The following is a 25,498-nucleotide window of genomic DNA, read 5'->3' on the forward strand; positions in this document are numbered from 1 at the left end:
CAAATTACTTCCTTATGATATATGGAATATGGTTTTGTTCTAAGAATTCCTTTACTGGTTGATCATAAATCTTCTTAAATTCTTCAGGTGAATGTTTGGCAGTCGTGAAGGAGTTTTGGTCAATATTCCGCCGAAGGCCAACATAAGCTGGTTTTCCTGTCTTACGATCCTTCATCCCAGAATTAAAAATTTCAAAGACTTGACGAACTTCAAGACGTAGTTGCCGTTCACTTAGCACTGGGGAAAGGGTTGTAAACTTATTATTGTTTAATGCAGGCAATCCCCACTCTTCCATTTGCTGATCATACAAGGAGTAGATCTTGACAATTAACCGCCACATATCAAAGGCATTCTTGATCTGCTTCTTGGTAATTTCAGCATAGATCTTTTTGGCAGCTGCCAAAGCTTGCGGATAATTAGTTTCTAACGTTTCCTCATACTTAGCAAGGTGATCCCCAAAGAAAACAAGAGCATCTAACAGGGTTAGTAACCGTAATGCTCGTTCATCGTCATCCTCACTTTCGGGAGTTAAGGTGTGTTTGATCCCCTTTAGGTATTCTTCTTCAACCTGGTCGTTAATGAAACCGTGCTTCCGCTGTTCAGCAACTACTACCCGGTGCATCGCAACATTATAGAGATCAGTCGACATAATCATCATCTGTTCATCTAATTCTCGATCTCCAAGAGAAAGTTGGAAGAAGATTTGTGGGAAGCCCCGAAGAAGCATTAGCAAATGAAGAAGTTCGTGAGAAGCGGTGTAATTTGGCTCAGTTAAGTCGGTTACCAAGATTATTAATGCTCCAGGAATTGTTTGTTGGGTTGCTTGATCGTGACGAACGTAACCGGATTTTTCACCCTTAAATTGAACGAAAACCGAACCTTCTGGATATAATTCATTTACCTGATCGAGGAGGGCCTTGTTCGCCTCATTTAATTTAATTTCTTGCTCTTCACTCATTGGAAGACTCCTTTCGTATGGTTGCCAAAAGCTGCTTGGCAACTTCTTGATCAACATGTGACTGCTGACTAAGTTTTGTTACTAGTTGTTCAACTTCTGTTTGCTTAGCACCGACGCTAATTGCAAGAGAACGATACTGAAGTTTCATGTGTCCTGCTTGAATCCCGGTAGTTGCTAGGGCACGAATTGCTGCAAGATTTTGTGCTAACCCCAAACTAGTAATTACGGCAGCTAATTCCTGAGCAGTCTTGATTCCAGTTAAATGGTAATTCAGTTTAGTTAGCGAATTCAAGCCAATTGAACCACCGACTACACCAACCGGCATCGGAAGGGTCATCCTTCCTTCAAGATGATCATCAACAACTTTCCAGGTACTCAGGCTACGGTACTGGCCATCGTGGCTTGCATAAGCATGAGCTCCACTCTCGATTGCCCGCCAATCATTACCACTGGCAATCAGAGCAGCGTCAATCCCATTCATAATTCCCTTATTGTGAGTTGCGGCACGGTATGGATCCACCTGAGCTAATTCACTTAGATCGGCAATTCGTTTAGCAACTTCAGTACCACCCATTTGCTTAGTAGCAAGATCTGGGTAGGCAACCTGACAAGTAACTGTCTGTAAACTATCTGTGGCATAGTTACTGAGAATCGCAGTAACTACATTATTCCCGTTTTCGCTTAAATAATGGGCAACTGCTTCTGCCATCGTATTAACCGTATTGGCTCCCATTGCCTGACAAACATCAATTAACAGGTCGACACTTATAAAACGTCCTACTTGCCGAATGCGGACCTTCTTAGCACCGCCACCGCGCTTTTGCATTGATGGATGAGCGGCGTTGGCAATCTCAAGAAAAGTTGTTTCATGATTCTTCAACCAAGCAATTTTCTTTACCGGATCATTAACTTGATCAATTACCACTTGGCCAACTAATGCACGGGAAGAAGTTTCAGTATGAAACCCCCCCGACTTTGCAATCCGCCGAGCACCATTATTTGCTGCTGCAATTACTGACGGCTCTTCAACAACTAAGGGTAAAGTATAGCTGTTACTGTTAACCACTAAACCAGTAACAACACCCTCAGGTAAGGAATAATCAGTAATGTAGTTTTCAACTAGATCATTACCTAACTCACTTGCATGCTCAACTAACAATGACTGTTCGGCTGAAGAAAAGTGGTATTGATCGGCTAAAATTTGTCGCCGTTGTTCTGGAGTTAGCTTGTAAAAGCCGTGTGACCATTGTGTCTTACTCATGATTTTTCTTCCTTTGGTTAACGTACTCCGTAATAATTCCTTCACGGACACCACTTTCAGAAAAGATCACTCGACCATCACTATTCCGTTGAAGAAGTGATACTAGCGGTAACATTCCTCCAATGATAATGTCGGCCCGTTCTGGTTCCAAACCTGGCATCCGTCGTCGCTGGGCGAGATTTCTATTTAATAATTCTCGATAAGTTGCAAAAACAACCCGTGAAGATAATTGGTATCCATGAATTGATCCAGAAATATGTCGTCGACCACGATGGTGGTACGCCCGTGTCATTCGTGCCAATGTCCGGTTAGCTCCACCCAAGAGAACGATTGGAACTCTTGTTGCGTAACGAAGCCATGGGATCTTTGTCAGACGGTTATTCATTGAAACCTGTGCCCGGAAAAGATCAGCGGAACGAACATATCCCCCTAAATGAAATTGCTCAGAGAGGTTAACAGCACCCACAGGAAGCGAAATCAAGTCCCGCGCCCGTCGTTGCTGAACCAAGATCAATTCACAACTCGCACCGCCAACATCTAAAATTAAACAGTGGTTGAGCTTAAGTGTCCGAATGACACCCAAATAATCGTAATATGCCTCTTTCTTCCCGGAAAGGATCTGCAGATGAATACCAACTTCATTTTCAACCCGGTTCAAAAATTCTTGGCGATTTTTGGCTTGGCGAACTGCCGCAGTTGAAATTGCCCGCACCTTAATATTAGGGATTGTAGAATAAATCTTTTTGAACTTTTTTAGTGCAGCAATCGTTCGATCCATTGCATTTTTCTGAAGCATTTTCTCTCGGCCCATCCCTTCAGAAAGACGGGTATTCTCCTTTACCCGTTTAATTTCACGGAAACGACCATCAGGAGAAATTTTAGTAATTGCCATTCTTGTCGAATTAGAGCCGAGATCAACAATCGCGAGGTTTTCTTCCACCATTTTCACCTCCGATAATTTGTATTTTGTTTAGAAAAAAAGCGAAATTCAATATCCCTTTAATGATACCATGTTCTTCAACCAAGTGGGAGCTGTTAACAATTGGAAGAATGCGGAATTTTACGATTTAACAAAAATGACCTCCCGTTTATTCAAAACAAGAGGTCATTTTTGTTAAGTTAGAGTTTTCGTTCGTAGGTAACTGAGTCGAGATCTGCTCACCAGGGGCTTGCTAGAGCTAGCGGTTCTAGGCAACTGAGTAGAAATGTGCTCAGCCGATCCTTCCTCGAGCTAACGACCTCCACCTCCGACGACGAAACGTCGTTCGGTGGAGAAATCGTTAGCCACCGGAAGGTTTTTGCGGCTTCGCACTCTAATCAAAGTAATTAATCCCAATTGCATCGCGGACTTGTTTGAGAGTTTGGTTGGCAACTTGATTGGCGCGAGCGGAACCTTCTTGAAGGATTTGATCAACGTAATCGATGTTCTTGGCGTATTCTTCACGACGCTTACGGATTGGTTCTAATTTAGCTTCAAGAACTTCATTTAAGTAACGTTTGATCTTAACATCACCAAGGCCACCAGCTTGGTATTGTTCCTTTAATTCAGCAACCTTTTCCTTATCAGGATCAAAGATATCAAGGTAAGTGAAGACCGTATTACCTTCAACATGGCCCGGATCACTAACCTTAATGTGGGTTGGGTCAGTGTACATTGACATTACCTTCTTTTGAACAGTATCAGCATTATCAGAAAGGTAAATGCAGTTTCCTAAGGACTTACTCATCTTAGCATTACCATCAAGTCCAGGAATTCGCCCTTCACCCTTTGGTGGGAAGACTCCTTGTGGTTCAACCAAAATATCTTCATTGTAAATCCGGTTAAATGAGCGAACAATTTCCCGAGTTTGTTCCAGCATTGGTTCTTGGTCATCACCAACTGGTACAGTATCAGCCTTAAAGGCAGTGATATCAGCTGCTTGGCTAACTGGGTAGATAAAGAAGCCGGCCGGAACACTTTCCCCAAACTTCTTTTGTTTAATTTCAGTCTTTACGGTTGGGTTCCGGTGTAACCGTGAAATAGTTACTAGGTTAAGGTAGTGCATTGTTAATTCGCTTAAGGCCGGAATTTGTGATTGAACAAAGATTGTTGACTTCTTAGGATCAATTCCAACTGCTAAGTAATCAAGAGCTACCTGGTGTAAACTCTTCCGGATCTTTTCTGGATCGCGGGCATTATCAGTTAACGCTTGTTGGTCTGCGATCATGATAAAGGTATCGTAATCACCAGTATTTTGTAAACGAACCCGGTTTTTCAATGAACCAACATAGTGACCAATATGTAATTTCCCGGTTGGTCGGTCACCAGTTAAGATCGTGTGTTTCTTTTCTTCAGCCATAATGTTTCCTCCTTAAATCAAAAGCGTCCTACTAGTCATTTAAACTAATAGGACGCATCATTTGCGCGGTACCACCTAAATTGCAGCGCATTGCTGCCACTCAAAGATTATTTTTAATTGTAACCAATTCGTGCTTTGGGGATCTTTTCACCAACCATCCCTCGCTTCACTCGCACTACTTATTTACCAATTATTTTAAGCCATTCTCTGATGAAAAATCAAGATTAGGGCAGCGAATCTTGTATAATGGAAGTATGATTTAGCATTGATACGGGAGGCAACATTGTGAAATCCAAGCGCAACAAAACGATTGACTTTAGTTTAGCTGATGCACCAGCAGACTTAATAGCAAAGATTATTCAGTTCAAAAAAGAAAAGAATCTCTCTCTTGCCCAAGCTACTGATAAGGTAATTAACGGGGATTCCTTTCAAATCATGGACCACTTACCTGCTAATTCAATCGATCTTGCCCTTGTCGATCCACCGTACAACCTTAATAAGAAGTATGATGGGATGACATTCAAACAAATGAAGCCTGCCGAATACCAAAAATATACCGAAAAGTGGATTAAGAAATTGAAGCCACTCTTAAAGACTACCGCTAGCATTTATGTTTTTGCGGATTGGGAAACCAGTATCGTACTTGCTCCAGTCCTTGAGAAATACTTTACGATCAAGAACCGTATTACTTGGCAACGTGAAAAGGGACGGGGCGCCCTCACTAACTGGAAAAATAGTTCCGAAGATATTTGGTTCCTAACTGTTGATCCTCATAACTATGCCTTCAATGTTGACCAGGTTAAACAACGTCGTCCGGTAATTGCCCCCTACAAAGAAGATGGCCATGCTAAGGACTGGCAAGTGACTAAGGCTGGTAAATTTCGTGATACCATGCCCAGCAACTTATGGGATGATATTTCAATTCCGTATTGGTCAATGCCCGAGAACACTAACCACCCTACCCAAAAGCCAGAAAAGCTAATGGCAAAGGTAATCCTTGCCAGTTCTAACCCTGAAGATTTAATTCTCGATCCATTTGCCGGCGCAGGATCCAGCTTAGTCACTGCTAAAAAGCTTGACCGTCACTTTATCGGGATTGAACAAAGTCTCCTTTATTGTGCTTGGGGACAATATCGTCTTGATAAAGCTAGTGATGATTCCCATATTCAAGGTTACGCCGATGGAGTTTTCTGGCCACGAAACAGTCTGGCACTCCAAAAGAAGTATTTGAAAGAGAAAGATTAATTAAGTTGAAGAAAGGCTACGGACATTACAATCCAAATATGTCTGTAGCCTTTCTTTACTGTTCATCTTTTTTATCGATAAAATCTTTAAGTGCTTCTTCTACACTAGCATTTAAAGACTGGTGATTAGCTGCCGAATAAATTGCAACCTTTTCATGCAACTTTGAAGGAATCCTTACATTAAAGGTTCCACTATAACTAACTTCTGGTCTTTTGCCATGTTTCTCACACATCTCAAGATAATCATCAAGCGATTCGCGAAAGTCTGTTTCTAATTCATCAATTGTCTTTCCTTCATATGAAATCAGACTCCTAATGCCAATAACTTTACCATAAAGTACCTTGTCCTCTAACGAATATTCAACTGTTCCTTGATACCCCTTATATTTTAATAGCTTATTAGTCATAGCAGTCCCTCCCTCTTAAGATGATTAACAATATCTTTTACTTGATAACTTCTCTTTTTTGCTCATTAAGCTATTCCTTAAATGATCTTACTCTAAGGATATTTTATTCACACTAGTTTTGCAACTATATTATAGTTGCAAAAAAGGACAATTAAAAAACACGCTGCAACCACTGCAACGTGTTTTTCAATTCACTGAATATTTATTAGTTATTATGCTTTCTTTGCGATAAATAGCCGACTGCTGAAATCAGAAGGATCCTTCTCCGGCTTAGTCCGATCCATAATCCGGGAAACAAAGTAACCAGCGTTCATTAATTCAGCACCGGAGAAACGTTCCTTACCGTCATTAACGGTGTAAGTTGCTTCTGGATCGAGTCTTTCAAAGTAAACCCGAATATAAGCTGGGTTAGCACCGTTAAGAATTTGGAAGCGAGCTAAGATGGCTTCACTCTTGTCTTTATTAACGACTTCCCAGTCATAAACATTATCGTTATTGGTATCTGGGTTATCGAGACGGTAGAACTTACCAAACTGGAAGAGGTGCCGATATTGTTTGTAGAAGGCTACTTGCTTCTTAATCGTGGCTAATTCATCAGCCGACATCTTAGTAATGTCTAATTCATATCCAAAGTCACCAAAGTAGGCAACTGCTGCACGGGTATCTAGTGAAGTTAGACGACCAACTTGATCATTTGGTACTGCTGAAACATGAGCACCCCACATATTTTGGGTGTATCCATAAGAAGTTCCGTCTTGAATCTTGATACGTTCAATAGCATCAGTATCATCACTGCACCAAGCTTGTGGAGCGTAATACATCATTCCAAGGTCAAACCGGCCACCACCTGAAGCACATGATTCAAAGAGGACCTTTGGAAATGCTTCGGTTAGACGAGCATACAGTTGGTAAACTCCTAGGATGTAACGGTGTGGGAACTCAAGTTGTTGATCTGCAGCCAACTTAGCGCCATACATTTCGGTAATATTCCGGTTCATATCCCACTTAATGTAGTCAAGCTTTGTCTGCTTAATAATTGCACTAATATGGTCGTATAGGTAGTCAACGACTTCTTGGCGCGTCATATCAAGAACATATTGGTTTCGTGCCGGTGTCCCGTGACGTCCTGGCGTAGCAATCATCCAATCTGGGTGCTTTTCATAAAGTTTACTATCAATTGAAATCATTTCTGGTTCAAACCAGAGGCCAAACTTCATTCCCTTTTCGTGAACCTTGTTTGCAAAGCCACTGATTCCGTTACTAAACTTCTTTTGGTCAACGAACCAGTCACCTAGACTTGATTTGTCGTCATCCCGGTGACCAAACCAACCATCATCAAGGACAAACATTTCAATTCCAAGTTCATCAGCCTTATCAACAATCTTCATCAACTTAGCTTCATTAAAGTCCATGAAGGTCGCTTCCCAATTGTTAATCAAAATTGGGCGATCCTGGTGGGCAAAGTTCTGGTTAATGAGGTGATCTTGGTAAAATGCCCCTAATTGTTGACTCATTTGGTTCAAGCCATCACTTGTGTAAGTCATTACCGCTTCCGGAGTCTGGAAACTCTCACCATTAGTTAGCTTCCAGCTAAAGTCATCTGGATTAATTCCTACCAATACACGGGTAGTATCAAATTGATCCACTTCTACAGAGTCAAGGAAATTACCGGAGTAAATAAAGTTAAACCCAAAAGCTGGTCCTTGGTTATTATCAGTATGAGGACGGGCTAAAGCAAAGAATGGATTTTGTTGGTGGCTTGAAGCAACCCGTAAACTTCCGATACTTTGAATTCCTGAACGAAGTGATGTCCGGATTAAGTGACGTTCACGCGCCCAGCTTCCTGAGAACTGAAGCATATCATAATCATGATCTGGTAAGTCTAATTGCAGACTTAGAGCACGATCAAGAATAACGGATTCTTGACCATGGTTAATGAAGGTCGCACTCCGAACAATTACATCTTCTTTTTCAAAAACGGTGTAATGGAGCTGGAGAATAAGGTTAGCTAATTCATCCTTAAAGGTTACCGTAAGAGTTTGTGAATCGTCTCCCTGATCATCAAATGATGATGGCATATTAGCAAGTCGTTCCTTACCATCCTTAATTTCATAGCCAGTGTATTCAAATTCAGAAGTCCGTGAGCCATTAGGATATGTAACTTGGTAAGCTGGGTAACGATAATCACCCTTACCTAAACCTGCATATTCCTGCTTAATCAATTCTAGTTGGAAGTCACTTTGTTCAACCGTTAGGGTATTGGTACAATCGTGTTCTTCCCGACTGGCTAGGTTAGCATAGTCAGCCTTTACCGGAATCCGTGGCCCATAATATAGCTGACCAGCATTACCGTTTTCTAAGATTTTAAAAATATAGCTAGTCTTCTTTGTTTGAAGATGGAATAATTTATGTTCTTCATTAACATGGATGCCCATTTTTAATAACCTCTTTATTTCTGTAAGCATTTACATTTCAATTATAGTCTTAATTAAACCGGATCACTAGTTAATTTCTTAGTGTTTTTCGTTATTGTAGCCGCTTACATATTCTAAATATATTGTATTGAATTTTACTTAACCATTCCATGGCGATTTTATCGTAAAAAATGGCATACATTATTAAGGACAAATTGACATGTTATCTTTATTAATCGTAATATAATAACCAGTATTTAGATAATTACTATTAACAAATAGCCATATTCAAAGGTAAAGGAGCTTTTCTAATGGACGATCAGTACAAGAGTCTCACCGGAAAAAGTTTTGAAAATAATATCCTGTTTATTGGTCAGTATGCCTGTCCCCCTAATTATTTTTATCGTGGTAATAACGTCCGGGATAATTACGTCATTCACTATATTTTGGATGGTGAGGGCACCTTTTCGTCCGCTAATCATCCTGCGGTCACCCTCAAGAAGGGTGATCTCTTCATCTTGCCAAAGGGTGTTCCCTGTTTTTACCAAGCCGATGGTCAAAATCCCTGGAAATATTTTTGGATTGGTCTTTCTGGGACCAAGATTAAAACAATGCTTAATGGTTCTGTACTGGGTAAACAACGATACTTACGGCAAGTTCAAAATAGTCAATTTTTCGCTAGTCTTCACCAATTATTCACTACTCTACAAAAGCCAAGCTCCCTTGCTAACGATATTCTTGTCGAAGCACTTAACTATCAGATGTTTTATCACCTGGTTACAGAATATCCGTCTAAGAGTTCGCGCGCTACTACTAAAGCACAGCAATCACTTCAACTTGCCAATTACCACTTAAAAGAAAACTATCAAGATAGCAATTGTACCATCAAGGAGCTTTGCCACCACCTTAACATCTCACGAAGCTACCTCTACTCCCTTTTCAAAACGCAGATGAATATTTCACCACAAAAGTATTTAACGCACTTACGGATGACAGATGCACAACAGCAATTGAGGAACACTGATGATCCGATTCAGATCATTTCTCGCCGTGTCGGCTATAAGGACGAATTTACCTTTTCTAAGGCCTTCAAACGCTATAGTGGCTTTAGTCCAAAAATGTATCGTCAAAACCGACCATACTAATCAGAAAGCTGGAAATTAGCCTTCTCAAAAGAGTTAATTTCCAGCTTCTTAATTTTAAATTCTATTTCTCTTTTTCTAGATCTAACCGAATCTGACCTAATCTTAATTGTTGAGATTCCTTTGCACCATGGTAGATCAACTTAAATAAGCGGTTCTCATCACCATGTTCAAACTTTAATTCCTTGTCACCCAGCGTAACAATAAAGTCTTTTCCTTCACGAGTAACTTCACTTTGTAAAATCGCTGACCATTGCTTAGCTGCTTCTTGCGGATCAGTAACGTAGAAAATGGCCCGCTTTACAAATAATTCACCGGCTGGGTGGAACTTAATAATTCCTTGACTCTTGAGGTTTTCGCGTCGTGAATCATCGTCTCGTCCCCATTGAATGAAGAATGGTGCTGGTAGGTAATGGGCGAGCTCACCATTAATGCAAAACATTTGCCACTGAATAAGGTTACCAGTTGGTGTTAACCGTTCACCATTGATGATTTCACCAACCTCTAATCCTAATTCTTGGAGTCGCTGAAGAGTAGCAGCAATATCATTTGTCCAAATGGCAATCGTGGTAAATCTCTGTAGGCCATTAAAATAATCTTCAACCGCAGTAAAAATACTTGAATTATTCTCATACGTGAACGAGTGTGCCCTTTCCGGGTTAGCTACAGTAATCAATTCTAAATAGTTTAACCCAAAATAGTCACGGGCATCTTCAGTTCCCCACGCTTCGTATTTTCCACCAGCGATAAATCTTAAACCCTTACTGTTGAAATAATCAATTGCAGCTGGCAAATCCGTTACATCAGCCACAGTATGATCCCAATTTAATGTCTCTGTCATCACTAATCACCGCTCCTTTACTCAATTCCTTTATTTTAGTTAGAAAGATCCGAGGATCTGACTCGGTTCCTAGTCTAATTAATTTCATCCTAATCCATTTGAGTGAAAGACACTAACAATAAGTTTTACTTTATAAATTAAAAAATAAAAAAGATGAAGAATGACTCCATTCGAATCATTTTTCATCTTTAATTAATTCGCTATTTTTTTGGATTAGCCTTGTTCAAATTCAAATTCTGGGAACCAAATCTTAATTTCCTTAGTAGCGGATGCTGGTTCATCAGAAGTGTGGACAATATTACGAAGGTTACCATCTGGCCATTCACGACCATAGTCACCACGAATAGTTCCCCATTCGGCTTCAACAGGGTTAGTTGCACCAGCCATGTTGTGGATTGCCTTAATAACGTTAGTTCCTGAAACAACAATCCCAACAATTGGTCCTTCAGTCATGTATTCCAGCAATTCTGGGAAGAATGGCTTATCAACCTTATCGGCATAGTGTTGGCGAAGTAATTCTTCTGTTGGTTGAATCATCTTTAGTGCTTCGATCTTGTAGCCCTTGCGTTCGATCCGGGTAATAATTTCCCCGATATGACGGGTTTTAACACCATCGGGCTTTACTAAAACTAATGTGTATTCGTCTTTAACCATGGCGAAAACATCTCCTCACATATCAATCTAACATATACAGACTAACATAACTTTATACGTAATGAAAGCGCTTTTTCACGAATTTTACTACTATTTTACCTGGTTAACTCATGTTCAATTGTGAGCTGCTGACTAGCTTTTTCATTAATTGCCGGGCTTACTTTTCCGTTACTAATCATCGTGAGAGCATGCATTGCCCGAGTAGCCATTGTATAAATCATCCCCACTTCATCGGTTCCCTGAAGGTTCGTTTGGGATACATCATAGGCAATTACGGAATCAAATTCGAGTCCCTTCGCTAAGTAAACCGGCAGAACTAAAATTCCGTCCGGTAACGCTGTATCATTCATATCTAATAAGTGGACCTTGGTAAATTGTCGCCGTAACTGACGATAAACTTTTTGGGCCTGTTCCTGATTCTTAGTGAGGGCAGCTACCGTTTCGTATTGTTCATGATACTTTCCGACCCTCATTTGGAGAGCCTGATCAACAGACTCATCGGAATAACGAACCAAGAGCGCCGGTCGTTCCCCATGGCGGGTAAATGACATTATTTGGTCCCCATCCGGTAGCAGAGATTTAGCAAAGTCGGTAATCTCCTTTGTTGAACGATAGCTTCGCCGTAACGAGATTAAATTAGGGTGTTTGGCAGCCAGGGTATTACTTAACCGCTCCAGCATCTTTTCGGGTAACTCAAGTGGCTTAAATAGGGCTTGTTCACTATCGCCCAGAACGGTAAACTTTGCTCCCGGAAAGGCATGGCGAAGATACATCATCATTGCTACAGAATAATCTTGCATCTCATCAATAAAGACATACTTAAAGGAATGGTTTTGCCCCGTCCCTATCAATAGGTCACGTAAGTACATTAATGGAGCTGCATGCATCATTTCTAAACGGTGTAATTCCAATTCATCATCATAATTAGCGATCATCTTATCCCATTCAACTCGTTGAATGTCATCAGGAAGCGGCAACTGACGAAGCCAGCTAGCGTACTGACTATAAATATCAATAAAGTAGTCATTATAGATGGCATCAGCAACAATCCGGAGACGCCGCTTAGTCCAACGATAGGCTAAGTAAGCATATTGTTCATTCTCATCTTTGAAATCGTCAACCGACTTTTTACCATACAGGTTATGAAGTTGTTGGGTGTCAAGGCTATCAAGTTCCTTAGCAACCCAATCTTTTTTTGCCTCCACCTTCACCCGACGCTGTAATTCCCGGATTAATTGATTCTTTAACTGCACCATGCGATTAGCAGCCTTCATGGCATTAGGTTGGCTTCGGTACAGTGATTGTATATGTTCAGCGGTAAAGAAGACCCGTCCCTCAAATGTAATATTGCTAAATTGTAGCTGTTCATCAAGTAGGTGGGTTGCGTACCGGTGGACATCATACATTGCTGTTTTGCTTTCTAAGAAATCCGCAATTCGTCGATCCTGTTTTGATGCTCGTTGACGTTTCTCATACCGCTCGAAAATATTTTCTACCTGTAAGCCTTCAAAGCGCCGACGAACGAAACCTGACATTGTTACTTGACGCATGTTTCGTTCACCAAGGCTAGGAAGAACTTGCGAAATATAGTGGCTAAACAGGCGGTTAGGACTAAATAACACAATCTGATCAGCATTTAACGCGGTCCGACTATGGTACAACAAATAAGCGATCCGCTGTAATATTGCCGAAGTCTTCCCGGAACCGGCAACCCCTTGGACTAACAGGAGATCACTATGGGTATCGCGGATAATATCGTTTTGTTCCTGTTGAATTGTGGCCACAATATTATGCATGTATTGATCATTTTGCTCACCGAGGGCAGCCTGAAGAAGCTCATCCCCCACCGTTTCATTCGTATCAAACATGTTAATAATTCGACCATCCTTAATCGTAAATTGCCGTTTCTTAACAAGGATGGTTTCCCGATTACCATTTGGCGTTTCGTACCGGACCTCACCAAGAGTTCCATTATAGTAAACACCAGAGATCGGTGCCCGCCAGTCATATATCAAGAACGCAGTCTTATCATCGTTCATTAACGACGCAGTCCCAATATACAACGTTTCTGGCTTATCTTTTCCCGGATCCTGAATATCAATCCGACCAAAGTAGGGGGTTCGCTTAAGGTTTTGTAACGTCTTTAATTGCCGGCGGAGGATCGTTTCACTTTCAACTGCCCGCGAAACCAACTGCCGCTGCTGTTCAATCATGGCCCGTGATTCGGCAATATCATCAATTTCATACCGGTTAATTGAGGCGTTTTCGCTGTAGTTCTTTTCAACTGCCCGTGTTTCCTGATGGGCGTCAGCAAGGGCCTTCTTGGTTTCAGTGATCTGCTTATCAATCTGCTTCATCACTAAATCAACCCGTTGCTGTTCTAATTGTCGCTCTTGGTCTTCATTCACTTCAAACCCCTCCTTAAACTAGTCTTACTATTGTAGCACTCTTTAATCTGGCAAATGAAGCGATCCGATTTCATCCTGGAGATTAGCAATTTTCGAATAAGCAGGGGTAAGAAGCTCTTCAACCTGACGAAATACTGGTAAAAGCCTTCGATAAATCGTCACCTGTTCTGGAGCCGGTTGATACTTACTCTCCCGGCCAATGTAATTAGTCACGCCCTGGTAGCCCTTTACCATCCCCAAGCTCTGCATCAATAAGTTAACTGCACCTAGGCATCCTGATTCAAACGCGTCGGGAACATTAACCTGATAGTCAAGAACATCGGCTAACATTTGCCGCCATACCACCGAACGAGCAAAGCCACCTGTTGCTGTCACGATCGCTGGCTTACCAACTAGGCTCGTTACCGTTTCAAAAACAAGGGCAATATTCAAATTAATTCCTTCAAGAACTGCTCGTAACATATCGGCTCGGGTATGTAAGACAGTTAGGCCAAAGAAATCCCCCCTGGCGTTGGCATTCCAAATTGGAGCGCGTTCGCCGCCAAGGTATGGATGAAATAGGAGCCCATGTGCTCCAGCTGGCGTATCCTTAATTATGCGGTTAGCTAAGGTATATCGATCAAACTTTTCTTTTTCTAAGACTTCTTGATCGACTAATTGATGAGTTGCCCATTGAAAAATATCCCCACCATTATTTAGCGGGCCACCAACGAGCCAGTGTTTCCGATCTACTGCATAGCAAAACAGTCGTTCTTTGGGATCAATCACCGGGTGATCAGTCATTACCCGCACTGCCGCCGAAGTCCCAATTGTTATGGCAACCTGGTTAGCCGTAGTTGCCCCCACACCAATATTAGACAAGGCTCCATCGAAGGCTCCATATACAAATGGTGTCTCGGGTGGAATTCCCATCTTCCGCCGTTCTTCCTCTACCATGGTCGTTTCCTGAGCAGTCGGTTCAACAATCTCCGGTAGCTGGTCTTCACTAATCCCAGCTACCTTTAGAGCTTCCTTATCCCACTTTCCGAAATGAATATCCATCAATCCCGTACAACTTGCAACAGAAATATCCACTTTAAATTTTTTGAATAGTCGCCAGAAAATATATGATTTAATATCCGCAACATAAGTCATTTTGTGGAAAAGTTCCGGGTGTTCTTTTTGTAACCAAATCAATTTAGTCAGTGGCGACATCGGGTGGATTGGTGTCCCCGTTGTTTGGTAAATGCTCTTTCCCACCGAAGAGCCCTTCAATTGTGAAGCAACATGACAAGCACGAGTATCGGCCCACGTAATTATCCGGGTTAAGGGATGAAAATACTTATCCAATAGAAGGAGGCTTTGGTTAGCAGTCGAAAAAGATACTCCTAGTAGTTGGCCTTTTTCTAAATCTGCCTGGGATACCGCTTCTCGAATTACCGTTTCAACCGCTGCTAAAATCTCCTCGGGATCCTGTTCTGCCATCCCTTGTGGATCACGGTAAAGCGGGTAGCCCTTAGAAAAGTGACCGATAATTGTGGCATTTTCATCATACAAGACTGCCTTAGTCGTGGTCGTGCCCACGTCAACTCCTAATAAATACTTCATCTATTTTCCCTCTCTAATTAAAAAAGAGCCGTTTTTTCAGCCCTTAAATGATATAAGATTTTATGCGGTAATTTCTCTTGCCTTAACCAATGAATGTTTCAAAATAAATGGTGCTAATACAGTAGCCACAATGATTACTGTGATTACATCAGAGTAATACATTGGGGACAACAAGTGGGCTTGGTAACCAATTTGTGCAGTAATCAGTGCCATTTCACCCCGGGCAATCATCCCGCTACCAACAACATACGAACTATTGAAATCAAACCCAGAAATATAGGCACCAGCACCACAACCAACAAGCTTAGTTAAGCAAGCTAAAATAGTCATCACAATTACAAAGATTATTGATTCACTCAAACGATCAACACGCATGTTTAACCCAACACTAACAAAGAATAGTGGAATAAACATTGCATAACCAATTGGAATAAAGCTGCGGTTGATCGTTTCTTTTCGGTGAGTACTTCCAACTGCAATTCCGGCAAAGAAGGAACCAACAGCACCGCTCAAGCCAACATAGTCAGCAATTGCTGCCATCCCTAAACAAATAATCATCGCCATTACTGATGGGGATGCTACTGTTAATAGTCGTTCACTAAGATGCATCAAGTATGGTGCTAACCACTTAACAACAAGGTAAGTTCCTCCAAAGAACAGTACCTGTAAAAGGAGGATCATCCAAAGCGGCTGTCCACCGGTTTTTCCTTCAGCTTGGTTAACCACACTAATCATAATACTCAGAAGGATTACCCCGATAATATCATCGGCAACTGCCGCTCCCAAAATCGTTGCTCCTTCACGACTATCTAATCGTTTGAACTCACGAAGGACCGCCACCGAAATACTAACCGAAGTTGCGGAAAAGATAACCCCAATGAACATTGACTCAAGTGGTGTAAAGCCAAAGAAATAACTTGCAGGAGCCATTACAATAACCGGAACAATAACACCAATAATTGCAACAATTACTGCTGGTTTAAGATACTTTTTTAATAGTGAAAGATCACTTTCCAGCCCAGCAATAAACATCAGGATAATTACCCCAATTTCTTGGAATTCATTCATCATTGAATTAAGGTGTACCCAGTTTAATAGCGCTGGCCCCGCAACAATCCCTACTAGGATTTGTCCTATCACCTCAGGGATTTCAACCCGTCGACATAAGTGGGCAACTAGCTGTGTTGCCAAAAGCAACCCAGCTAGCGTTGCGATAAACTCCATCTAACTACCTCCTTAACACGGAATTACGAACTGTTTCTATCATAATTTCAAGTTTACCATAGCCCAACATCTCAATTCCAGTCGAGCTGAGTGTTATAATTAGGCTAATATTTAGGGGGAGCATTATTATGAATACTACAATACAGTCAATTAAACGATCCCGTGATATTTTAAATAGCCTTATGTCATTAAGCTTCGTTTCTTTGATTATAAGAGGGATTTTTGTTGGCTTAATTACTGGTTTGATCGTTAGTGCCTTTCGGTGGATTATCGATCAAACATTTTCCTTCCTTGCCTTTATCTACCCACTAATGGCGAACCACCTCTGGTCACTAGTCCCTTATATCTTAGTCACCTTATTAATCGTTTTTCTCCTCAGTAAAATCTTAAAGCCATGTCTCCTTGACCTAGTTGGTTCTGGTGTACCGCAAATTGAAGCAGTCCTTTTAAATGAGCACCACATGAATGCTGGAAGCGTCCTTTGGCGAAAATTCGTCGGTGGCTTACTGGCAATTTGTCCTGGGTTATTTATTGGAAGAGAAGGACCATGTATTCAAATGGGTGCTTGTGTTGGGCAATTATTTGGCGAACATTCTAAGATTAGTTCCCAGGAAAAACGGTTCTTGCTAGAATGTGGCGTTGCCGCGGGACTTTAGGCTGCCTTTAGCTCCCCACTTGCTAGCACCATCTTTTTAATGGAAGAAATTACGTTTAATTTTCAACCTCAGACATGTATTACTGCGCTAGCTTCGGCAATTTCAGCGGATCTTGTTACGATTCTCTTTTTTTGGCGTTCGTCCTTGTTTATACTTGCCACTTCACCAAAACCTCCCAGAAGGAAATTATCTTTGGCTAATCGTCCTAGGTGTCATTCTTGGTATCTTAGCCTATGTTTACCAATATGCCCTCCTAAACCTTCGTTGGTGGTACAGCAAAGTAAAGTTTCCGAATATCTACCACAGTGTTATCCAATTGGGTTATGGAACACTAAAATCCTTGGCGGAAGTCATAAGTTCATTGCTTATATTGGTAGTCTTAACACTTCCGGAAATATATTAAAATTATTACCCATCCTTGTATTATTTTTAGTTATTCGGTTCTATTTTTCAATGATTAGTTATGGTGCTTCAGTACCAGGCGGGATTTTCATGCCGATTCTTGTCCTTGGTGCCCTGTTAGGAGCAATCGCCGCTGTCATCTTGATTCACCAGGGAATCATCACTCCAAGTTGTTTTCTTAACATCGTTGTCATTTCAATGGCTGCTTATTTTGGTGCAATTGAAGAAGCAGCCTTCACCGCGATTACCTTGTTAACCGAAATGGTTGGCTCCGTTGATCAAGTCTTTCCAATGACAATCTTAACGTTCATTGCTTACATCATTAGCAATTTACTTGGTGGTCAACCAATCTATGCTTCATTGCGGAAGGAAATATTCAAGAAATAAAATTTATATAATACGTAAAAGGCCTTTAGAGCTTGGCAAAGTCTGAACTCTAAAGGTCATTATTTTTATCAAGAATTCAATGCTTGTTTTAAATCTTCTATTAAATCATCAGCTGCTTCAAGTCCTACCGACAACCGAAGCAACTTTGGGGTAATTCCTAACCGTTGCCGTTGCTCAATTTCAACATCGGCATGTGTCTGGTAGTACGGGATTGTAATTAGACTTTCAACTCCACCAAGGCTCTCGGCAAAAGTAATAATTTTTACATTATCAAGGAGTTTTGTTACATCCGCTTCATCCTTTACATAGAAACTAATCATGCCACCTTGCCCCGGATAAAGGACCTTTTCAATCCGGGGTTCATCCTTTAAGTATTTAACAATTGCCTGGGCATTTTTCGTGTGCTGCTTAACTCGGATTATTAGAGTTTTCAGACTTCGCAATAACAACCATGAATCAAAAGAATCAAGCGTATCACCAGTCGTAATATAGTACTCAAAATATTCTTTTGCCAACTTCCGGTCCTTACAAACCAGAATCCCGCCCAAAAGATCATTATGTCCAGAAAGGTACTTAGTTGCCGAGTGAACAACCACATCCGCCCCTTCAGTTAGTGGTCGCTGATAAACCGGTGTATAGAAAGTGTTATCAACGATCACCAAAATTTGCGCATTTTTACGGTGAACCGCTGCCGTAATTTTGGTAATGTTCAGTTTTTTCATTGTCGGATTAGACGGCGTTTCTAACCAAATTATCTTTGTTCGTGGAGTAATTTTCTGCAGTAAATCACTAATTCGTTGACCATCCCACTGCTCAAAATCAACCCCAACATGTTTATGAAGATAACGAAAATAACGAAAGTCTCCACCATACAAGTCATCCAAAGAAATTAATTGATCACCTGTCTTCAAAATACTGAGAGCTAGTTGAATAGCAGCCATCCCTGAACTAAGAGCAAATCCAGCAGTGCCACCTTCAAGTTTTGCCATTGTTTGCTCAAGGACAGAACGGTTAGGCGTAGCAACTCGTGAATAAGTGTAGCCTTGATGAGGATCAAAACTTTTCGCCTCCGCTAGTGATTCATGACGATAATTTGAGGAAAAATACAACGGTAAAGCAACCGCCTTATTTCCATCTAAGTGACTTCCTGCTTGGGCAGTAATTGTTTCAATTGATTGTTTACACATAAAGATTTCCTCCTAATTATGGGCCTTTTCAAGTGCCTGTTGAATATCAATAATTTGGTCACGGTAATCTTCAATTCCGACAGACATCCGAATTAATCCCGGCTTAATCCCAGCAGCAAGTTGTTCTTCAAGGGTTAACTCAGCATGACTCATCTTACTTGGAAGCTCCACTAGACTTTCTACGGCACCTAAACTAACTGCTAACTTAAATAGTTGAAGGTGGTTAACGAACTCACTCGGGTTAACCTGTTCAGTAAGCTCAAATGAAAATACTCCTCCAGCTCCCCGGGCCTCTTTTCGTAATTCTTGGTATCCCGGAAGATCGGCTAGCCCAGGATAGTAAATTTTTTGAACCGCATTTGATTCTTGAAGGTAATGAATAATCCTTTTTACATTCTCCATTTGACGTTCAAGACGTATTCCCAGTGTTTTGATTCCCCGTGCTAGCTCATTGCTGTCTTCAGGAGAAAGAACTGCACCCAGAGCATTTTGAATAAAGTAAACCCGTTCTGCCAAAGATTGGTCTCTAACTACCACTGCTCCTGCGGAAATATCGGAATGCCCCGAAAGATACTTTGTTGCACTATGAATGACGATGTCTGCGCCAAGATTAAGTGGCCGCAACAGATAAGGACTTAAGAAGGTATTATCAACAATTGTTAATAAATTATATTGATGCGCTAACTGGGAAACCCGACTGATTGAACTTACCTGAAGTAACGGATTAGTAACTGGTTCGAAATAGATTGCCTTGGTATTTGGCTGAATTGCCTTTTCGATCGCACTTAAGTCCCGAGTATCGACAGCGGTAATCGTTAACCCCCACCGCTTAAAAAATTCATGAAGTAGCCGAAATGTCCCGCCATAAATCTGGTCACCAACGATCAGGTGATCACCTTTTTTAAAGATTGCCAGTGCGGCATGGATCGCTGCCATTCCCGATGAAAAACAAAAGCCGTAATTTCCCTCCTCTAAAGTAGCTAATTGCTCTTCAACCGCTCGTCGTGTCGGGTTGCCTGAACGTGAATAATCGTCTTTGACCTGTGCACCCACCGCAGGATATTTAAAGGTCGTAGCCTTATAAATTGGAACGGTAACGGCACCGGTATTATTATCATGTTGCACCGGTTGATGGACTAATTTGGTATTAAATTCAGTCATTGTTATTTCCCCCCTTAACTAAAAAAAGCCCTAGGCAAGAAATCTCACCTAGGGACGTCAATAACGTGGTACCACCCAAATTCACTGATATTACTATCAGCCTCAACAGTACTTAAGAAAGTATTCTTAAATACCAGGGATGGTAACGGATCCTTCCGGAATCATAGCCAGTCGTTCTGACCATTCATCATTGCTCCGAGCTCATCTTCACGGTAACCAACTACCTACCTTCTCACTATTAGTAGTCACTGTTAGAAGTTAGTTACCCTTACTCTTCTCATCAACACATTATTATAAAATAATTAGAATTTTCTAATAATATAGGACCTAATTATACAAATGTCAAGTAAAAATCAACTCAAAATATATTAGATCCTCTTATTTGTATGGTGACCTTTTTGTTGCAACACGTTTTTAGAATATTCTGCTTTTTCTGTGAGAAAATTGTGTCAAATAAAAAGCCGTCTGGCGGAGTTGAACCGCCGTGTCACCCTTACCATGGATGTGCTCTACCTATCTGAGCTAAGACGGCGATTAAAGTATAACCGAAATTGTTAATCACTTGCAAGTAAGCTAGTCTTTAACGCTCCGGTAATAACTCACCCAAACAATTAAACTAAGGACTGTCAGAACAATAAATGCGTGCTGCGTTCCGATTGCTGTTGAAAGTGAACGACTAACCTTTAACTGTGACTGGCTGCTAGCAACAATCATTGCGGAAATTGACGTTCCCATGGCACCAGCGAATTGTTGAAGGGTATTTAAGATGGCATTCCCCTGAGTCGTTTTTGTGGAACCAACACTCTGAAGAGCACTCGTCATTACGCATCCCATACACATCCCCATTCCGGCCATGTAAAAAATATAGATAAGTGCAATCGCCGTATTACTCATCTGTCGACTAATTACAGCAAAACTAAGAAGAGAAAGGAAACAAAGTGTCATTCCAAAAAGGATTGGCCGTCTAGCACCAAATCGGTCAAAAATCTTTCCGCCAAGTGGTGCAAAGATTGCTCCGGCAAAGCCCGCTGGAAGAACCACCAAACCCGCAACCATTGATGTATTACCATTAACTAACTGGATATAGTTTGGCAAGAGAAATGCAAAGCCAAGTGACATAATCTGGGTTAAGAAGAATCCAATAACATGTCCCGTAAAACGATAATTTGTAAACAAACGAAGATCCAGCGTTGGCGTAGTGATCGTTAAAGAACGCCAGGTTAAGCTAACCGGCCCAATTATTCCTAAGATAAAGGCACCGAGGACATTCCAACTCACTAGGGGCATACTTCCAACATTACTAAAGCCGTCAACCAGCCCAGTAAACATAAAGATAATCATCAAAAGGCTGAGAAAATCAAGCCATTGTTTCCTGATTGCAGATTTTGTTGGATCCCCCAACGACCAAGAAGAAACGAAATAATTAATAATGGAATCAGAATATAAAAAAACCACCGCCAATTCAATTTACTAGCGACGCTCCCACCAAAAGTCGGTCCAATCGCTGGAGCAATTCCCGTAATGAGGTTTCCGATTCCCATCATGAAACCAATCTTACTCTGGGGGACCTGTTCCATAATGATATTAAACATCAAGGGTAACGCAATTCCGGTTCCGATCCCCTGAACCGCTCGACCAAAAAGTAGCAGGACAAAATTTAGCGCAAAGGCATCAACTAATAGACCGCTAAAGAAAAATAGATTAGCAACCGTAAAGAGAGTTTTCGTCCTGTACGAACTCTTGAGAACTGCCGATAACGGTACAATAATGGCAACAACCAGCAGGTAAATAGACGTCATCCACTGCACCATATTAGTCGTTACATTAAACTCCCACATCAAGATCGGAAACGTTACATTCATCGCGGTTTCAACGATTACCTCACAAAAGGACATCAATCCCGTTGCAACAATTGCGGCAATTACCTTTACTGGAATTTGATCGTCTTTTTTCACTTTCTTCTCATCCCCAAAATAATAATCCCTTATAATTTTTGTCAGTTATCTAACAAAATAATTATAAGGGATTATTTTTAGTTATAAAGAATTTATTCGTTTCTACCAGCCTAGTTCTTCAGCATTTTCTGGGAGGGAAAGCTTTCCAGCAGCTTCCTCAGCAAATGCCTGATCAAGCATTGCAAAAGCTTGATCCAGCTCTTCTTCAGTAATTACTAGCGGTGGTTGGAAACGAAGAATATTCCCACGCAGACTAATAATAATGGCACCAAGCTCAAAGACACGGTACATGATCCGCGTTGTTGCTTCAGTATCACCTTTACCTGTCTGCGGATCTACAATATCAATTCCACCGTCCAGGCCGTACATTCGCACATCACCGATAAAATCGTACTTTGCTTGCTCGCCTTCAAAGAATTGCTGAGCTTTTTTACCAAGTTTTGTTGATCGTTCAAGGAGGTGTTCCTCTTGAATTACATCTAGGGTGGCATTAGCCGCAGCAGTTGTCACTGGATTACCCGCAGTGGTGTAAACATTGGCCGGTGCACCAAGAGATTCCATAATTTCTTTTCGTCCAATAATGGCACTAAGCGGCATCCCTGAAGCCAGAGACTTCCCGACTGACATCAGATCTGGTTCAATTCCGAAATGCTGGATTGACCACCACTTACCAGTCCGTCCCATTCCTTGATTAACCTCATCAATTGCGAAAAGAATCCCGTTATCCTTAGCGAATTGGTAAATCTTCTTCATGAATTCCGGTGGTGTTTTAACAATCCCACCATCACCTTGAATCGGTTCAATTAGGATTGCAGCAACTTCATCAACTGGAAGATAAGTTTCAAAAGGTAATTTAAACATCTTGAAATAACGATCAACAAATTGTTCGTCGGTTTCATCAGGAAGTTTATCCCATGGATCAGGGAACGGCACCTTAACAACTCCTGGAAGCAACGGCCCCATCTTCCGTGCCATGTTAAGCGAAACACTGGAAAGTGTCATTGAACCATACGTGGATCCATGATACGCCCCGGTAAAGGAAACAATATATTGGCGTCCGGTATAAGCTCGTGCAAACTTGATAATCGCATCATTTGCATCCGATCCAGAATTTCCCCATGCCACTTCAACTGGACCTGACATTGGTGCTAACTTTGCTAAGCGTGGTGCCAAACGAGCTGCCTGACTATTAGCAAAATATGCCGGTGTATATTGAATGATCTTTTGAGCCTGCTCTTGAATAGCTTTAACAACTTTCGGATGACAATGACCGGTATTAGTGGAACTAGCACTTGCTAATAAGTCAATGTACTGGTTACCGTCAACATCGGTTAAAATCGCGCCTCGTCCACTATCAATAACGATATCGTAATATTTAACCCGTGCTGCAGTTGCAAATGCTTCATTTTCTTTCGCTAAGATTTGATGGTTATTTTCCATTGAACTCATTAGCAATCCCTCCCCTACTTATGCTTTTGATTAAAATACTGATGACAGCGATCTCAGGCAGCATTGTCGAGATCTGCTCGCCAGGAACTTGCTAGAGCTAGCGACCTCCTTCCTAGGCGCAAGACGCCTCCGTCAGGAGAAATCGCTAGCTTTCCGCAAGTTCTCTGCTGGCTCGCACTCTATTTTTTGTTCAAGTATGAATGCTTCATGCCATAGGCAAAATAGATGATTAAACCAAGGACGAACCAACCACCGGCGTAGATTTTTGCTTGATAATCCAGTCCAAGGAAGACCAGCAATGATGCAAGAAAACCAAGAGCTGGAAGAACAGGATAAAGTGGCACTTTGAATGCTGGGTTATTGATGTCCTTACCTTCACGACGACGCAGTGGGTAAATCCCGATTGATACGAACATGAATGCGATCAAAGTCCCAGCTGAAATCAATTGTGAAAGGAAAGCAAATGGGAAGAATGCCCCAATCAAAATTCCACCAATGGTCAAAGTCCACAATGCCCGGTTTGGTCGGTTGCTTTCATCTAGCTTACCAAGCCACTTCGGTAACATCCCGTCACGACCAAATGAGTAGATCAACCGTGAACCAGCCATGCTCATCCCAATTAATGCGGTAAACATACCAACAACAGCAATAGTCTGAACCACCGTTGCAACACCAGCATGGCCAGCAGCACGAAGCGCAAGCCCAACTGGTTCAGCACTGTTAGCGTACTTTCCGTATGGGAGCATCCCAACAAGGACCAAACTAACTGCCACAAACAAGATTACGGCAATCGCAAGTGAACCGAGGATTCCTCGTGGCATCGTCTTTTGTGGGTTAATTGCTTCCGCAGAGTTAGCCGCGATTGAATCAAAACCAATATACGATAGGAAGATCATTGAAACACCAGCGTAGATTCCTTGCCAACCACCGAAAGGACCATTTGCCGTTTCGTGATATTTAGGAATAAACGGTACATAATTGGTAGCATGAAGAGCAGTCAAACCAACTACAATAAACAGGAGAACGGCGAAAACCTTCAGGACAACCAAAACATTTTCAACCCGTGCTGCCCGAGAAACCCCACGGGAAATCAGAGCAGCAACCAAGGCGATCACAACAACTGAAACTAAGTCGACGATTCCGCCATCAGTTCCAAACGCGTTTGACAGTGATGCCGGGAGCTTCAACCCCATTGGTGCAATCAGTGCCCGGAAGTTGGCCGAAAGTCCAGACCCAACAAAGGCTAGCGCGATAAAATATTCTGCAAGAAGCGCCCAACCAGAGATCCAACCGAAGAATTCACCAAAAACAACGTTAATCCACGAATATGCTGAACCTGCAAACGGCATCGCTGCAGACATTTCCGCATAGGCAAATGCAACTAACCCGGCAACCACCGCCGCAAGTAAAAATGAAATTGCAACCGATGGTCCGGTGTGCATTGCCGCTACTTCACCAGGAAGAGTGAAAATAGAGGCGGAGACAATTGTACCGACCCCAAGTGCTAAAAAGTCTCGCACCTTCAATGAACGAACCAAATGGCCGTCTTTATTAGCATAGACACGCGGGTCTTCTTTTCGGGTAATTGTTTTCCAAAAACTCATAACCATTCCTCCTTCTCTATTAAATTTAGATTAGAATAATAAGAAAACATTAACTTATTCTAACAACCGATTGCACATTGGTCAATTGTAATTTAAATAAATGTTCTATTTTTATTTAATTGAGTAATTATGAAAAAATTCTAATTATCAATTTAATTAAAAAATAATTATTTAAACAAAAAAGCCTTCCAGAAATGGGGGATTCTGGAAAGCCTTTG

At 41.5% G+C, this 25,498-nt stretch carries 17 protein-coding genes, 1 tRNA gene and 2 pseudogenes; 3 read left to right on the forward strand and 17 right to left on the reverse strand.

Translation table 11 applies throughout. From position 1 onward, the window contains the following. Nucleotides 1-4: 4 nt before the first annotated feature. From H9564_RS05245 to trpS, 4 genes are all read right to left on the reverse strand, one after another. Complete coding sequence (locus tag H9564_RS05245) at nt 5-958, reverse strand: IpaB/EvcA family protein (protein WP_191684457.1); 954 nt, start codon at nt 956-958, stop codon at nt 5-7. Next, the gene (locus H9564_RS05250; protein ID WP_191684458.1) at nt 951-2,219 is read right to left on the reverse strand and encodes a hydroxymethylglutaryl-CoA reductase, degradative; all 1,269 of its coding nucleotides are present in this window, start codon (nt 2,217-2,219) and stop codon (nt 951-953) included. The genes H9564_RS05245 and H9564_RS05250 overlap by 8 nt, the downstream gene beginning before the upstream one ends. Continuing rightward, nucleotides 2,212-3,162 carry a Ppx/GppA phosphatase family protein gene (locus tag H9564_RS05255; protein ID WP_191684459.1) on the reverse strand — a complete coding sequence of 317 codons (951 nt, stop codon included), beginning with the start codon at nt 3,160-3,162 and terminating at the stop codon, nt 2,212-2,214. The genes H9564_RS05250 and H9564_RS05255 overlap by 8 nt, the downstream gene beginning before the upstream one ends. A gap of 370 nt (nt 3,163-3,532) precedes the next feature. Continuing rightward, nucleotides 3,533-4,558, reverse strand: a complete 1,026-nt coding sequence (trpS, locus tag H9564_RS05260; protein WP_191684460.1) for a tryptophan--tRNA ligase — start codon at nt 4,556-4,558, stop codon at nt 3,533-3,535. Between the two features lie 345 nt (nt 4,559-4,903). Here trpS and H9564_RS05265 point away from each other — a divergent pair, with 345 nt between their 5' ends. Continuing rightward, entirely contained in the window at nt 4,904-5,803 is a 900-nt protein-coding gene (locus tag H9564_RS05265; RefSeq protein WP_404804685.1) for a DNA-methyltransferase, read from the forward strand. Between the two features lie 55 nt (nt 5,804-5,858). On the opposite strand, the gene H9564_RS05270 is transcribed toward H9564_RS05265, so the two are convergent. Together H9564_RS05270 and H9564_RS05275 are read right to left on the reverse strand one after the other, a co-directional pair. After that, a complete protein-coding gene (locus tag H9564_RS05270) occupies nt 5,859-6,209 on the reverse strand; it encodes a type II toxin-antitoxin system HicB family antitoxin (RefSeq protein WP_191684462.1) in 351 nt (116 codons plus the stop codon). Between the two features lie 212 nt (nt 6,210-6,421). After that, complete coding sequence (locus H9564_RS05275) at nt 6,422-8,644, reverse strand: alpha-galactosidase (RefSeq protein ID WP_191684463.1); 2,223 nt, start codon at nt 8,642-8,644, stop codon at nt 6,422-6,424. Between the two features lie 290 nt (nt 8,645-8,934). Between H9564_RS05275 and H9564_RS05280 the strand changes: the two genes are divergently transcribed. Next, entirely contained in the window at nt 8,935-9,768 is an 834-nt protein-coding gene (locus H9564_RS05280; RefSeq protein ID WP_191684464.1) for an AraC family transcriptional regulator, read from the forward strand. 61 nt (nt 9,769-9,829) lie between these two features. Here the strand turns inward: H9564_RS05280 and H9564_RS05285 are convergent, their stop codons facing one another. The 5 genes from H9564_RS05285 to H9564_RS05305 form a co-directional block, all read right to left on the reverse strand. Next, nucleotides 9,830-10,606: a VOC family protein gene (locus H9564_RS05285; protein ID WP_191684465.1), complete on the reverse strand. Its 777-nt coding sequence runs from the start codon at nt 10,604-10,606 to the stop codon at nt 9,830-9,832. Nucleotides 10,607-10,819: 213 nt separating this feature from the next. Further along, nucleotides 10,820-11,260 (reverse strand): nucleoside-diphosphate kinase, encoded by a 441-nt coding sequence (ndk, locus tag H9564_RS05290; RefSeq protein WP_191684466.1) that lies wholly within the window; start codon nt 11,258-11,260, stop codon nt 10,820-10,822. Between the two features lie 95 nt (nt 11,261-11,355). Next, nucleotides 11,356-13,668, reverse strand: coding sequence for an RNA polymerase recycling motor HelD (helD, locus tag H9564_RS05295; RefSeq protein WP_318241075.1), 2,313 nt, complete (start codon nt 13,666-13,668; stop codon nt 11,356-11,358). Between the two features lie 42 nt (nt 13,669-13,710). Next, on the reverse strand, nt 13,711-15,255 hold the full coding sequence (locus tag H9564_RS05300; RefSeq protein WP_191684467.1) for a gluconokinase: 1,545 nt from the start codon (nt 15,253-15,255) through the stop codon (nt 13,711-13,713). Nucleotides 15,256-15,315: 60 nt separating this feature from the next. Then, a complete protein-coding gene (locus H9564_RS05305; protein ID WP_191684468.1) occupies nt 15,316-16,479 on the reverse strand; it encodes a cation:proton antiporter in 1,164 nt (387 codons plus the stop codon). 128 nt (nt 16,480-16,607) lie between these two features. Between H9564_RS05305 and H9564_RS09355 the strand changes: the two are divergent. After that, nucleotides 16,608-17,924: pseudogene (locus H9564_RS09355) on the forward strand (ClC family H(+)/Cl(-) exchange transporter). Nucleotides 17,925-17,992: 68 nt separating this feature from the next. Here H9564_RS09355 and H9564_RS05315 read toward each other — a convergent pair. The 6 genes and pseudogenes from H9564_RS05315 to H9564_RS05340 all read right to left on the reverse strand — a co-directional run bounded on the left by H9564_RS05315 (nt 17,993) and on the right by H9564_RS05340 (nt 25,280). Further along, nucleotides 17,993-19,111 carry a trans-sulfuration enzyme family protein gene (locus H9564_RS05315; protein WP_191684469.1) on the reverse strand — a complete coding sequence of 373 codons (1,119 nt, stop codon included), beginning with the start codon at nt 19,109-19,111 and terminating at the stop codon, nt 17,993-17,995. Between the two features lie 12 nt (nt 19,112-19,123). Then, nucleotides 19,124-20,272, reverse strand: a complete 1,149-nt coding sequence (locus H9564_RS05320) for a trans-sulfuration enzyme family protein (RefSeq protein WP_191684470.1) — start codon at nt 20,270-20,272, stop codon at nt 19,124-19,126. Between the two features lie 459 nt (nt 20,273-20,731). Further along, nucleotides 20,732-20,804, reverse strand: a tRNA-Thr gene (locus H9564_RS05325). A 41-nt stretch (nt 20,805-20,845) separates the two neighbouring features. Continuing rightward, nucleotides 20,846-22,167 (reverse strand): annotated as a pseudogene (locus tag H9564_RS05330) (MFS transporter). Nucleotides 22,168-22,329: 162 nt separating this feature from the next. After that, nucleotides 22,330-23,667 (reverse strand): aspartate aminotransferase family protein, encoded by a 1,338-nt coding sequence (locus H9564_RS05335; protein WP_404804686.1) that lies wholly within the window; start codon nt 23,665-23,667, stop codon nt 22,330-22,332. A gap of 188 nt (nt 23,668-23,855) precedes the next feature. Further along, nucleotides 23,856-25,280, reverse strand: coding sequence for an APC family permease (locus H9564_RS05340; protein ID WP_191684472.1), 1,425 nt, complete (start codon nt 25,278-25,280; stop codon nt 23,856-23,858). Nucleotides 25,281-25,498: the final 218 nt, after the last annotated feature.

Origin of the sequence: Limosilactobacillus avistercoris (assembly GCF_014836425.1) — a bacterium.
GTDB classification, from domain to species: Bacteria; Bacillota; Bacilli; order Lactobacillales; family Lactobacillaceae; genus Limosilactobacillus; species Limosilactobacillus agrestimuris.

Bases quoted from the DNA above. Each gene is read 5' to 3' on its own strand.
- H9564_RS05315 (WP_191684469.1), bottom strand. From the start codon at position 19,111: ATGTGTAAACAATCAATTGAAACAATTACTGCCCAAGCAGGAAGTCAC.
- H9564_RS05300 (WP_191684467.1), bottom strand. From the start codon at position 15,255: ATGAAGTATTTATTAGGAGTTGACGTGGGCACGACCACGACTAAGGCA.
- ndk (WP_191684466.1), bottom strand. From the start codon at position 11,260: ATGGTTAAAGACGAATACACATTAGTTTTAGTAAAGCCCGATGGTGTT.
- H9564_RS05340 (WP_191684472.1), bottom strand. From the start codon at position 25,280: ATGAGTTTTTGGAAAACAATTACCCGAAAAGAAGACCCGCGTGTCTAT.
- H9564_RS05270 (WP_191684462.1), bottom strand. From the start codon at position 6,209: ATGACTAATAAGCTATTAAAATATAAGGGGTATCAAGGAACAGTTGAA.
- H9564_RS05245 (WP_191684457.1), bottom strand. From the start codon at position 958: ATGAGTGAAGAGCAAGAAATTAAATTAAATGAGGCGAACAAGGCCCTC.
- H9564_RS05255 (WP_191684459.1), bottom strand. From the start codon at position 3,162: ATGGTGGAAGAAAACCTCGCGATTGTTGATCTCGGCTCTAATTCGACA.
- H9564_RS05320 (WP_191684470.1), bottom strand. From the start codon at position 20,272: ATGACTGAATTTAATACCAAATTAGTCCATCAACCGGTGCAACATGAT.
- H9564_RS05285 (WP_191684465.1), bottom strand. From the start codon at position 10,606: ATGACAGAGACATTAAATTGGGATCATACTGTGGCTGATGTAACGGAT.
- H9564_RS05305 (WP_191684468.1), bottom strand. From the start codon at position 16,479: ATGGAGTTTATCGCAACGCTAGCTGGGTTGCTTTTGGCAACACAGCTA.
- H9564_RS05335 (WP_404804686.1), bottom strand. From the start codon at position 23,667: ATGGAAAATAACCATCAAATCTTAGCGAAAGAAAATGAAGCATTTGCA.
- H9564_RS05280 (WP_191684464.1), top strand. From the start codon at position 8,935: ATGGACGATCAGTACAAGAGTCTCACCGGAAAAAGTTTTGAAAATAAT.
- H9564_RS05250 (WP_191684458.1), bottom strand. From the start codon at position 2,219: ATGAGTAAGACACAATGGTCACACGGCTTTTACAAGCTAACTCCAGAA.
- H9564_RS05275 (WP_191684463.1), bottom strand. From the start codon at position 8,644: ATGGGCATCCATGTTAATGAAGAACATAAATTATTCCATCTTCAAACA.
- trpS (WP_191684460.1), bottom strand. From the start codon at position 4,558: ATGGCTGAAGAAAAGAAACACACGATCTTAACTGGTGACCGACCAACC.